The organism is Gracilibacillus oryzae, from assembly GCF_009498735.1.
Lineage (GTDB): Bacteria > Bacillota > Bacilli > Bacillales > Amphibacillaceae > Gracilibacillus > Gracilibacillus oryzae.
This window is the reverse complement of the sequence record NZ_ML762440.1, coordinates 49,093-61,796: the sequence shown is the minus strand read 5'-3', so window position 1 is coordinate 61,796 and position 12,704 is coordinate 49,093. Positions and strand designations below refer to the sequence as shown.

At 37.1% G+C, this 12,704-nt stretch carries 9 protein-coding genes; all 9 read right to left on the bottom strand.

The window, feature by feature from the left end; all coding sequences use genetic code 11:
* Positions 1-53 precede the first annotated feature (53 nt).
* Positions 54-1,220, bottom strand: coding sequence for a nucleotide sugar dehydrogenase (locus tag F9U64_RS16830; protein WP_153406075.1), 1,167 nt, complete (start codon positions 1,218-1,220; stop codon positions 54-56).
* A gap of 129 nt (positions 1,221-1,349) precedes the next feature.
* Entirely contained in the window at positions 1,350-2,903 is a 1,554-nt protein-coding gene (locus tag F9U64_RS16825) for a Na+/H+ antiporter NhaC family protein (RefSeq protein WP_153406074.1), read from the bottom strand.
* Between the two features lie 217 nt (positions 2,904-3,120).
* Complete coding sequence (locus tag F9U64_RS16820) at positions 3,121-4,245, bottom strand: Gfo/Idh/MocA family protein (RefSeq protein ID WP_153406073.1); 1,125 nt, start codon at positions 4,243-4,245, stop codon at positions 3,121-3,123.
* A 371-nt stretch (positions 4,246-4,616) separates the two neighbouring features.
* The gene (locus F9U64_RS16815) at positions 4,617-5,231 is read right to left on the bottom strand and encodes a YesL family protein (RefSeq protein WP_153406072.1); all 615 of its coding nucleotides are present in this window, start codon (positions 5,229-5,231) and stop codon (positions 4,617-4,619) included.
* A gap of 13 nt (positions 5,232-5,244) precedes the next feature.
* Entirely contained in the window at positions 5,245-6,135 is an 891-nt protein-coding gene (locus F9U64_RS16810; protein ID WP_153406071.1) for a carbohydrate ABC transporter permease, read from the bottom strand.
* Positions 6,136-6,151: 16 nt separating this feature from the next.
* Complete coding sequence (locus F9U64_RS16805) at positions 6,152-7,042, bottom strand: ABC transporter permease (protein ID WP_153406070.1); 891 nt, start codon at positions 7,040-7,042, stop codon at positions 6,152-6,154.
* Positions 7,043-7,144: 102 nt separating this feature from the next.
* Positions 7,145-8,845, bottom strand: a complete 1,701-nt coding sequence (locus F9U64_RS16800) for an extracellular solute-binding protein (protein ID WP_153406069.1) — start codon at positions 8,843-8,845, stop codon at positions 7,145-7,147.
* A 175-nt stretch (positions 8,846-9,020) separates the two neighbouring features.
* Positions 9,021-10,412, bottom strand: coding sequence for a response regulator (locus tag F9U64_RS22665; protein WP_194287422.1), 1,392 nt, complete (start codon positions 10,410-10,412; stop codon positions 9,021-9,023).
* Positions 10,405-12,129, bottom strand: coding sequence for a sensor histidine kinase (locus F9U64_RS16790; protein WP_228275774.1), 1,725 nt, complete (start codon positions 12,127-12,129; stop codon positions 10,405-10,407). Before F9U64_RS16790 ends, F9U64_RS22665 begins: the two co-directional genes overlap by 8 nt.
* Positions 12,130-12,704: the final 575 nt, after the last annotated feature.

Genomic DNA, 12,704 nt, shown 5'->3' with positions numbered 1-12,704 from the left:
TTTTCCCGCAACTAAGCGGAATTTCCCAGGAAATATGTCGCCAACAGCATAAATTAATCACGTTGATACAAATCTCTTGTATAAATTTTATCCATTGCATCTTCTATATCAGTTGTTATGCGATTGGCAATAATACAGTCAGCTTGTTCCTTGAATTCCTTTAAGTTCCTCAAGACTTTCGCCCCTAAAAAAAATCCACCATCAAGTGCAGGTTCATAAACTACTACTTCTATGCCGCTTTTCAGTAATTTTTCCATTACGCCTATAATAGCAGATTCCCGGAAATTATCCGCATTTGCTTTCATTACAAGACGGTAAATCCCCACTTTTGCAGGTGATTGTTTCATTATTTGACTGGCGATATGATCTTTTCTCGTTTGATTTGCCTCCACAATTGCTCTAATCATATTATTAGGAACGTCCTGATAATTTGCCAGCAATTGTTTTGTGTCTTTTGGTAAACAGTACCCACCATATCCAAAGGAAGGATTATTGTAGTGATTGCCGATTCTCGGATCCAAGCCGACTCCCTCGACGATTTGTCTGGAATCAAGCCCTCTTACTTCAGCATATGTATCCAGTTCATTGAAAAAAGCTACTCTCATCGCTAGATATGTATTGGCAAACAGCTTGATTGCTTCTGCTTCTGTCGATTTTGTCAGTAATACAGCAATCTCTTCTTTTAAAGCTCCTTCCACTAATAAATCAGCAAACAGCTTTGCTTCGGCAGATTGGCCCCCGACGACTATTCTTGATGGATATAAATTATCATACAATGCCCTGCCGTCCCTGAGGAATTCAGGGGAGAAAATTATATGATCAGTCTGATACTTATTTTTCAATTCTTCTGTAAAGCCGACAGGTACAGTCGATTTAATAATAATGCAGGGATTTGTTTTCAACCGCAGTACTTTTTCTACAATTACTTCCACTGATTCTGTATCAAAAAAATTACGCTCTGGATCATAATTGGTTGGTGTTGCAATAATAACAAAGTCTGCCAGCTTCATTGCCTCATCAAAATCAGTTGTCGCCTTTAACAGCAGATCTTTCTCACTCAGAAATTGTTCTAATTCCGGATCGGAAATTGGCGACTTTCTTTCATTGATCATCTTCACTTTCTCTTCTACTATATCCAATGCAATCACATGATGTTTTTGGGCTAATATAACGGCATTGGATAAACCGACATATCCTGTGCCGACAACTGTAATATTCATAAGAATCACCTCATCATAAACTTATGATCATTATAGCAACACATATGTGGAATTTACTGTTATCCTACAAAAACTTCACAAACAATTATCATTATCAAAAAAACACACCCGCTTGGATGTGTTTTTTGATTATTGAACAGCTTTTTTTCCAATCCGATAAAAGATGAATGCTGCAACAACCACAATTATTAGCATAAGAAGAAAACCAATAGCAATACTTCCGGTAAACCCTAAAAAGAAATAGCCAATCCCTGCAGCTATCGCACTGATAAATGCATAAGGCAATTGGGTTGTCACATGATCCATATGATCAGATCCTGCCCCAGTGGAAGATAAGATCGAAGTGTCAGAAATTGGTGAACAGTGATCTCCGAAAACGGCTCCTGCAAGTACTGCTGACATTGCTGGCAGAACTAATGAAACATCATACGCAACAGCAATCTGTGCCGCGATTGGCAGCATAATCCCAAATGTTCCCCAGGACGTTCCTGTTGCTAATGCCATAAAGCCTGCAAGAAGGAATAATAAGAGTGCTAAATAATTTATATTAAATGAATAATCTTTTACTAGTTCAGCTAAATATCCTCCCGTGTCGATTGTTTCAATAACGGAGCCAATCATCCATGCCAAGACCAGTATATATATGGCTGGCAGCATCGAAAGTGATCCATCTTTTAATACCTTTGTTACCGACAGTTTTTTACCAGGTAATAAAACATAAAGCACTCCAGCAATAAGAACGGCTGCCAAGCCTCCGGTAAATAAACTGAGATTAACATTCGTATTTTCAAACATTGTCAGGATTGTTGCTTCCCCTTCAACTTCCATCTTCCCTGTAATCAGAATTGCCGAAACTGTCACAACAATCAGCACACCAATCGGAACTAAAAGATGCAGTATTTTTCCGTTTTGGTTAACTAACGTATTTTCCTTTGCGCTCAGTGCCTTGCTTCGCTTGTTCGGATCAAAAACTTGTCCTGTTTCAATTGCTCGTTCTTCATGTTTCTTCATCGAACCAATGTTGATGTTGTAAATAGCTACAAGAAAAACAAGAATGACTGCAGCAAATGCATAGAAATTATATGGAACCATTTTGACAAAAGCTTCTAATGGCTGATATTCCGTAATCTCCAATGACACGAAAATAGTACCCAATGTCCCGATAATATAGGCACCCCAGCTGGAAATTGGTGTAATGACTGTAACAGGAGCTGAAGTAGAATCAATAAAATAAGCTAACTTCGCTCTTGATACTTTGTTGCGGTCTGTAATAGGCCTCGCAATTTGCCCGACAGCTAAACTATTGAAATAATCATCAATAAAAATGATTACCCCCAAAAAGGAGGGAATAAGCTGGGCTGATCTTCTTGTCTTCACTCTTTTCAATGCCCAGTCACCAAATGATTTACTGCCTCCAGATGCTGTCATAAATACTGTCATGATGCCTAGTAACAATAAGAAACTAAGCAAGTATATACTGCCAAGATTCCAACCATCTGCGGTATAAAAAATATTACGGAATACGAGCCATATTTCTTCAAGGCTTTTGAAAACATTAAAGTCATGAATTAATAGAGAACCAACAACAATGCCTGTCCCTAAAGAAAGTAAAAGGTTTCTTGTAAAAAGTACTAAAACCAGCATTAACACAGCTGGAATCAGTGAATATATCGTTCCTTCCATCACATAACCTCCATAAATTTATCGTGCCCCACTTCGCACAGAAAAAACAGCAATAGCATCGAACTATTGCTGTTTCGACATTTTTTTCACTTTTCATAGTTTACCAATATTCGCGGCAATTGTCATGGTTTTTTATGAATTTTTATTCATTAATGTCTATAAAAAAAAAGGATAGCTGTAATTTTGGAGTATTATTTTTACTCTCTTGAAATTATATTCAAGCTTGTCTCTTCCCTAGTTCTTCCTTAAATTTCTGCTGATCTGCAGGCAGCGAAACCTCTTGAGATAACCAGTCAGATAAATAAATGGCATTAATAATTTCCATGCTGTTAACCCCGCTAATGCCTGTTGCAATCAGACCTTTTCCTGTCAGGATGCTTGAAGCAAAATTTTCAAGGATCGAAATATATGGAGCATTTTTTTCCTCACGGTATTCTTCTCTTGCTACTGTATACTGATCGGGATTATTGTGGATTGCGTTCATTTCCTCAAGTGACAATGAACTGCTCCATTCCTGCTCCGGCTGATCGAATGTCTTTATCACTATTTTTTCACTGTCTGTAACAATGATCTTCCCTTTGTCTCCTAATATCTCTAACTGATCTTCACCAAAATAGTCATGAGTTCTTGTTTGGAATGTGCCACTTGATCCATTTTCATAACGGAAAAAAGCGGTGACATCATCGTCAACTTCTATCTCACGTTTGGATCCATATTTTAAATTAGCATATAGTTTGTCAGGCATTCCGAATAACCATTGGATTAAGTCAATCTGGTGAGATGCCTGGTTTATTAGAACACCACCACCTTCACCCTTCCATGTTGCACGCCATTCATTCTGATTAAAATAGGCTTGTGTTCGCCAATGCGTACTTACCGTCCAATTCCAGTTTCTTATCTCCCCAATTGCTTTATTATCCAGTAATTCTTTTATCCGTTGGTGGACTTTATTGGCACGCTGGTTGAATAACATCGCAAAAGTTAGATGATCTCTGTCCTTTGCCGTTTTAAGCAAAGATTCGACCTGACTAACATCCACCGCGATCGGTTTCTCCACTAACACATGTTTCTCATGCTTCAACGCATCTTCAGCGGTTTCAGGGTGCTGGTAATGCGGAACACAGATGATGACTGCATCTACTTGAGCAGATTGCAGTAAATCCTGATAATTTTCAAAAAATAATACACCGGGATACTCTTGTTCCACTAACTCTTTCTTTGATTCTGACCGGGAACTAATGGCAGTCAGCTCCAAGCCATTTACTTTCTGTTCAAAAATCATGGATGCATATTTTTTTCCTTGCACACCTAAACCAATAATTCCAGCTCTCACTTTTTCCATTCGGTTTCACCTCTCCAATTTTTTTACCAATCACATTGTTAAAGATGCTACTCTCACCATTTTCTTGGCCGTTAACCTGATTAACAACTTTCTAAAACATCCGCTTTGCGCACAAATTGTTATACGCTTTCATCTGTAGGTTTTATGACTTTTACAGGCCTTCCATCTGTACCATCATGAGTATTTACTTGGATGCTGTATAAACGAATCACTATATTGTTTAACTCTATTTTACCTTAATTTTCATTTTAATAGCAAAGAAGTCGTTTTCACACTGTTAAATATTTATTCATTAAATAGAAAAAGAGCATCATTCGGGATGCTCTTCTTAACACATTGCATAACTGCATCTCTATTCAATTACAACCAACCTATAGTGACTCTGCTTCAATATTTAATGGCACCTTATGAAAGATTTTTAATGAATAATACAAAATCAGCCAGGCAAACAGACTTATACCAATAAACAAAAATAACCCAGGAATCAATTTTAACAATAGAACATATCCAGCAACACTGCCAAGGAGCATCAATGTTAACAATGGCCGGACAAATAGCAGGAGAAAAGAATGTTTGATTAAAGAATAAAATGTGACTTGATAATGCAAGGAAATAGGAATTGCCAGCAAACTGCATGAGAGAAAAACAATGAGAACAGTAAAAATTGGATAATAACTTAATTGAACGAATTCATTCGGTACGATCTCAGCAATCGATAAATTAATATATAATAAACCGCCAATTAAGACATATGCCAGTCCAATCAGGTTACTTTTTAAAAAACTTCGCCTGTATATTTTGATAAACGTTTTCGTTACAGGGAGATCACTTTCCCCCATATGCCATTTCCTCATCAGATGACATGTGGCTACAAGACTTGGGAAGAAGCCAAAAATGATCAGTCCAGCTAATGAAAAGAGGATCGCTAATAAGTTTATATAAACTAACCTCAGAATTGAATCTGTTACATAATAGATACGCTCCATTCTGTCACCACCTTTATTCTTTCACAGAGCCTAGAGTAATACCATGAATAAAATACTTTTGTAAAAACGGATAGACAAGTAACACTGGGATCATGGCGATAAATATCTTTGCTGCATCAAGAGTTCTGTTGGATAATTCACTCATTCGTTTATATTGATCTTCTGTCATTGTGGACGGATCAACAGAAACGACTAATTGCTGAATATATGTTTGTAATGGATAGAATTCTTCTCTTGTCATGAAAATCAGTCCATATAAAAATTCATTCCAGTGGTACACAATACTAAATAAAGAGATTGTCGCAAGTACCGGGATAGATAAGGGAATATACAATTTAAACAAAATATACCATGGACCGGCACCGTCGACTAATGCCGCTTCTTCTAATGATTTCGGCAAATTCCTGAAAAAATTGATGGTTAAAATAATGTTGAATACAATTGTCTGGGCACCGCCAACTAATACTAATGCCCAAATACTGTTCATCAGCCCATAACCTTTAATTGTTAAATATAGCGGAATCAAACCACCATTAAATAACATCGTAAAAATTAATGTCCACATCAGCACATTTCTGCCTTTAAAGTCTTTGACTGTTTTGGATAAAGGATATGCCATTAATGGAACAATAATAAAGTTAAGTCCTGCTCCCAATACGACACGCTGGATCGATATCCAAAATGACTTGAAAAACTGACCATCCTGCAGCAGTTGTTTATAAGAATCAAAATTGAAATCTACCGGCCATAAAGCAACAGCACCAGCTGCTGCTGCCGTTTTGGAACTTAGTGATAATGAGAGCGTATACCATAAAGGCAGAATACAAGTTAAGGCCACAATGACAAGGATAGAAATTAATACAACATCTGCCACTTTGGAAGATAATGATTTACTTCTTAACATTTGCTTATCCTCCTTTTTAGAAAATTCGATAATTGGTAAACTTATAGGCAAGATAATAAGAAAGACTAATTAAGATAAAACCAACCACTGATTTCAGCAACCCGACTGCTGTCGCTAATTCATACTGCAAATTCAATAAACCAGCGCGATAAACCCATGTATCAATAATGTCACCAGTGGAATAGACAAGTGGATTATATAAATTGAAAATCTGATCAAAACCAGCATTTAATACGTTTCCTAAACTCAATACCGCTAACAAAACGGCAGTTGTACGAATACCTGGTAAGGTTACATGCCATAACATTTTTAATCGATTGGCACCATCAATACCTGCTGCTTCATATAAAGCAGGATTAATTCCAGTTAATGCAGCTAAATATATGATGGTATTGAAACCGAATTCCTTCCATATGTCACTTCCAATTACCAGAAAAGGGAACAGATCCGCACGTCCAAAAAATAAAACCGGATCAACACCAAAGGCTCCAAGCATCTGATTAACAGGACCTTGGTAAGCAAATATATCTAATAAAACTCCACCTAAAATTACCCATGAAAGAAAGTGTGGCAAATAGACAATTGTCTGAATCGATCTTTTTAAGCCCATATAACGGACTTCATTTAACATTAAGGCAAAAACGAGCGGAACAATTAAATTTCCAATTATCTTCATGATGGCAATGAAGATCGTATTATAGAAAACATTCATTGTGTCATTCAGTGTAAACATATACTTAAATGTTTCCAGTCCAATAAACTCTGATCCAAATACACCTTGGCCGGGATTATAATTCTGAAAGGCAATGACGATCCCAAACATCGGAACAATACTAAATAAAATTAACCAGACAAAGCCAGGTGCAAGCATGAAATAATAATGCTTAGCAAAACCTTTTGTTCGCATCAGCCTAAACTCCTTTCTCTGCAATCAGTCATCCTGCATGGCAAAACTTTACGATGAGGAAGGCGCCGAACATTCTCGACGCCTTTTATAAAGCTGGAGAAATTATTGAACCGCTTCTGCAACTTCGTTTGTAATTTGCTCTCCACCTTGCTGCTTCCAATCCTCAACAAATTGATCAAATGAGTCTAAAGGCTCCGTGCCCATAATTATTTTCAGGAATGTCTCGTCTTCAAGCTTTTTCAAGTTAACCCACCTGTCCTCCATCGTTTTTGTCTGGGAATAAATCAAGCTCTTTACTCCATTAATTTCAGTGTCAACTAACGGTGCCGTGCCAACTAATGCAGAATAGGCTCTCGTCCATTGGCCCAGATGGTTTTCGATATCCCAATATTGAATAGCCATATTATCGTAAGGTTCTAGCTTTACATCAAAGATTGTGTCTACATCAGATTTTAATAGTTTATATGCTGGCATATCGTAGAAATCTTCTGGCTGTTTCGTTCCTGCCAGTACTTCTCGAAGTGCAACTGTCGTAACTTCCATTTCATCAGCAGGAGCATATACAAGTCGTAATGGATAGTAGCCTGGTCCTCCAATACTTGGATCAAATTCTGATTCATTTGCTAATAGATTATTTAATATTTTCATTGCAGCTTCCGGATGTTCATAATCTTTTCTGACCACTACAAATTGCGTTGTAGTTGTACTCAGGTGAGGGGTATATTCCCCATTTGAATCTAAAGGTAAAGCGTATGATTGCCAATTGGCATCCGGATTCGTTTTTACTGCATCTGTTAACGGACCATAAGGCATCCAGAAAGGACCGAAAAACATTCCTGTATTCCCACTGATAATAGACTCACCTGAATCTTCTCTTACTCCCATCTCGGGATCTATCAGCCCCTCACTGTACATCTCTCTTAAAACTTCTAGAGCTTCTTTTGTTTCAGGCAAGATAGATCCATAGACAGGACTGCCATCATCACCTTCCAGCCAATAACCTGGATATGCGTGCAATGCAGAGAAAATCCCGTCAAAACCGTATAAATTATTTGTTGACTCGATAAAATTAGCATATAATTTATTACTAGTATCAGGCCCAGCTAATCCAATCGTATCATCTGCTCCATTTCCATCAGGATCCTGTTCCACAAATGCTTTTGCTACTTCTTTTAATTCTTCAATCGTTTCAGGTGGTTCAAGCCCGAGCTTATCCAGCCAGTCCTGTCTGATCCATAAATTGTGTACACCATCTGCTCCCGCTTGCGAGTTAGGGAGGGCCATAATCTTTCCGTCAAATGTCACACTATCTAAAGCGACCCCATTAGAGCTGTCGATAATTTCCTTTATCGCTGGGGAAGCATAGTTCTCATATACTTCGGTAAGATCAGCAATCTGGTCAGCTTCAACCATCTGCCTTAATTCTACAGGTCCTACCACCATCGCATCAGGCAGATCATTACTGGCAATGGCAAGACTAACCTTCTGATCGTAATTAGATGGGGAGGCAGTAAATGCATGTTCGACTTCAATATTTAAATTTTCCATCACATGACGGGTGTATTGATTATCCAACGGTGTGTCTCCATCCTGTAAACTTGTGTCACTGGGATCAACCTCTTGACCAATTGCAATGGTAATCGTTTCTTCATATTTACCAAATGGATCTGCAGGCTCTGTCGATTTTGTTGTTGAATTGTCTGTCTCTTCTTTGTCTGTAGCAGTCTCCTCATTAGAACAAGCAACAAGCAGTAAGATAAAGATAATCGCCAAAAACCCCCACACGCTCTTATTAACTTTCATTTTGCTTCCCCTTTCCTTTTTATGAAATTTTCTACAATCTCATCATACCATTTGTGAAAGCGCATTCAATAAGTGATATGTTCTCAAAATAACGGGGACTTCTGTTAATATTTCACATCAATAATTTTCCATTTATAATTTCACAGAACATTTGCCTTACTTCCATAAGACATTTTTATAACCTTCTCCATTTCTTTCGATATTCACTAGGTAGGAATCCTGTTTCCTGCTTAAATACTTTACTGAAATATTTCACATCAGAATAGCCGACTTTTTCAGCAATACTCGAAACTTTCTCAACAGTATGTTCTAAATAGTTCTTCGCTTTGTTTATCCTTAATACTTTGACATATTCATGAAATGTGATCCCAATCACCTGTTTAAAGCAGGTACAAAAGTAACTGCGGCTCATATTCACTTGCATGCCCATATCTGTTGCCGTGATATTATCACTTAATTGATTGTCAATAAGATGAATAGCTTTAATAATGTACTGACTTGTTTCATGGGGAACCGTCTTTTTAAAGATTGTCTCATGTATCTGTTCTTTTATCTGAAAAAACCAATTCTCCACTTCATACCAAGAATGAAATGCATCGGGTAATGTTAACTCTGTTGATAAAATATCTGCATAAATACGGCGACATTCGTTTATTGTCATAATCAGCAAATCATTCAGTTTATTTTTGGGTAACCTCAGCTGTTTTAGTTCGGCCAGCAGTTCTTCCAGAGCAGATTGTTTATAAACCCAATGGAGTAAAAGAAGTTCTTCGCGTAAACTTTTCATCCCTTCACTCTGTTTGACTGTATCAACTGAAACACCGATATGGTCGATTTCTATTATTTTTACTTTTATAGTTGGACTCAACTCATAGAACATACTAGTTTCTTTATATTGGTGAACCAGTTCCTGTAATTGCGAAATTTTACTGGATTGATTGATTATCGGAATTACTAATAACTCTTCGTCCCAATTAGATACTGCTTCCATTCGCTGGATAAAATCGCTTTGTTCCTTTTCATTTTCTAAAGGAATGAATAAGCTGTCTGCAGAAAGGTATGTTTTCTCTGCCTTTTTAACAACATCTTCTATTAATTGTTTATTAGCGGGTGTCATATTCTCAAACAATACCATTAATCCATTAGAAAAATTCTGCCAGTCCATTGACTGCTGCGACTTCTTTATTTCTTCATTAATTCTTGTCTTTATTCTGTCTAATGTCCGATCCATATTATCACTGTCCAGCTCCACCTTTGCAATATAGTCAATGGCGCCTAATCGCAAGGCTTCTTGAATATATTCAAAATCCCGGTGCAAGGACAGGACGACAATAAATATTTGAGGGAATCTTTCTTTCACAACACGAATTAACTCAATACCTGACATGACAGGCATCGCCAGGTCTGTAATCAATAAATCGACCGCATTATTTTCAAGGAATTCCACTGCCTTCTCGCCGTTTTTTGCATCACCGACTATTTCCATATTAAAAGCATTCCAGTCAAATGTTGCTATTAAGCTTTTTCTTACGAGCTTGTCGTCCTCTACTAATAACACTTTAATCATCAGTGCTTCCTCCTTTTATATAAGGAATGCGTAAGATAACTATCGTACCTTCGTCCATCTTACTTTCCATTGTGATGGTTGCTTTGTGTGCATACGTTCTTTCCAGAATTCGTTTTACATAATTCAACCCAATGCCCATTCCATTTTTGGATTGCTGGTAGGAATCTCCCGCAAGAATAGCATCTACTTTTTCTTTCGGCATACCACGTCCGTCATCTTTTACTTTCAATATAATCATGTCATCTGCTAAGCGAATTTCAATTTCGAGGTTTCCTTCATCCACTAATCCGTGATAGATGGCATTTTCTACAATCGGCTGGAGGATAAACCGTGGTACAGGTGAATGTAATACAGCTTGAGGAACAGAAGCATGCAGAGAATATTCGAAATCATAGCGAATCTGTTGTAATTTTATATATTGTTCCATTGAATCTAATTCTTCCTCTAATGTGGAGAGAAAGCCCAGTTTCCCCATATTGTAATAAAGAATTTTATTCAATGATGTTAATAGATTAGTTGCTTCTTTCTTATCACCTGAGACAACTAACCACCTTGCTGTATCTAATGTATTCATTAAAAAATGCGGATTAATTTGATGAACGAGCTTTTCAACTTCCAGGTCTGCACGCTTTCGTTCCTTATGCTCGATTTCGTTGATTAAGCTGGCAATCTGTTTTTTCATATGACGGAATTGTGTCGTAAGCTCCCTGAATTCTGGTATATTTGTTTGAATGACTTCTGATGTAAAATTATTATTTTTCATTAGATGAATTTCATTATTAAACTGATTTAATGGCTTATATAATGTTTTCCATAATAAAAGTGCAATAATTAAACTTAATGATACGAATAATATGGCAAAGTAAATCATTTGCTTCACCCAGTGATTTACTTCTTGCTGATATTCAGCTATCGGTATGAGTGCGATAATACTCCAGCCGCGGCTGGTTACTTCCCTGAACCAATAATGGCCAGCTTCCTTTCCTGCCTTCACATTACTATTAGCTAAAAAAGATGTACCGTAAGTAAATTGCTTATTGCCACTGTAAATCACTTTGTTGGCGTCATCAACAAGAAGATAACTTGTCTCATCCACATTCCGTGCCTCGCGAAGTAAATTTTTTGTGAGATCGAAATTCGATTCTAGGTATACATATATGTCCTCTCGATCCGTAATATTTAATTGCCTGATCGTTGATAATACATAACCCTCATTATACCTCTCCATACTGACATGCGGACCGAAATTATGCATTTCATATCCTTCAATTAACAGTGGATCATTCCTTAACCTGAATCCCTCCTTAACCCCATGACTGTTGAATAAATAATTGCGGTCATTTTCCATATAAACAAGAGACAATCCAATATTAGGGTTGCTGAAAGTAATTAAATTCAATTCTTTTTTCACATCATCATAATACTTGGCACGCTGATATCCCTGCTCCATCACCAGATAGGCATTCAGTTTGAACACGATATTCTCAGAGTAGGCAATTTGCTGTGAAACATAGTTCAAATCATCAATTGTATTCTCCATTGACAACCGGACTTGCTGTAAATTACTTTGAATGGAATCATGCAGTTTATTCGTTAAAATATCAGACATCGAATAATAAGAAAAAATGACTGTAAACATCATCGGAATAAATGTACTTATCGCAAAAATTAGAGCTATCCTGCTTTTTAAACTTAATGAATGAAATATACCAAGCAAGTTCTGAACATAGCGATTGCCTTCAAAAATAGAGAACCCCTCCTTTGAGTTAAGTATATTCTTTTATTATGCAGATAAGACTCATGCAAGAAACCGCTTTCTTTATTAGGAAGTATAATGAATATATTAGAAATAAGCAACATGGACAGAGGGATTCCGATATGTCCTTATTTTGCTTTGCCTGAATTTTTTCATATAAAAGACGTAATGTTAAAAACGGGGAATCATTTGCTCGGGATCCTCTGTTTTCCTGTTATTCCTCTTATTAACGGGAAATCATTTGCTCGTGCTCTCTGTTTTCCTGTTATTCCTCTTATTAACGGGAAATCACTTGCTCGTGCTTCTCTGTTTTCCTGTTATTCCTCTTATTAACGGGAAATCCTTGGTACGTGCTTCTCTGTTTTCCTGTTTTTCCTCTTATTAACGGGAAATCCTTGGTACGTGCTTCCCTGTTTTCCTGTTTTTCCTCTTATTAACGGGAAATCCTTGGTACGCGCTTCTCTGTTTTCCTGTTATTCCTCTTATTAACGGGAAATCACTTGCTCGTGCTTCTCTGTTTTCCTGTTATTCCTCTT

What these genes read in the sequence shown, in the direction of transcription:
- F9U64_RS16805 (WP_153406070.1), bottom strand. Translation starts at nt 7,042, where the DNA reads ATGCGAACAAAAGGTTTTGCTAAGCATTATTATTTCATGCTTGCACCT.
- F9U64_RS16810 (WP_153406071.1), bottom strand. Translation starts at nt 6,135, where the DNA reads ATGTTAAGAAGTAAATCATTATCTTCCAAAGTGGCAGATGTTGTATTA.
- F9U64_RS16800 (WP_153406069.1), bottom strand. Translation starts at nt 8,845, where the DNA reads ATGAAAGTTAATAAGAGCGTGTGGGGGTTTTTGGCGATTATCTTTATC.
- F9U64_RS22665 (WP_194287422.1), bottom strand. Translation starts at nt 10,412, where the DNA reads ATGATTAAAGTGTTATTAGTAGAGGACGACAAGCTCGTAAGAAAAAGC.
- F9U64_RS16825 (WP_153406074.1), bottom strand. Translation starts at nt 2,903, where the DNA reads ATGGAAGGAACGATATATTCACTGATTCCAGCTGTGTTAATGCTGGTT.
- F9U64_RS16815 (WP_153406072.1), bottom strand. Translation starts at nt 5,231, where the DNA reads ATGGAGCGTATCTATTATGTAACAGATTCAATTCTGAGGTTAGTTTAT.
- F9U64_RS16830 (WP_153406075.1), bottom strand. Translation starts at nt 1,220, where the DNA reads ATGAATATTACAGTTGTCGGCACAGGATATGTCGGTTTATCCAATGCC.
- F9U64_RS16820 (WP_153406073.1), bottom strand. Translation starts at nt 4,245, where the DNA reads ATGGAAAAAGTGAGAGCTGGAATTATTGGTTTAGGTGTGCAAGGAAAA.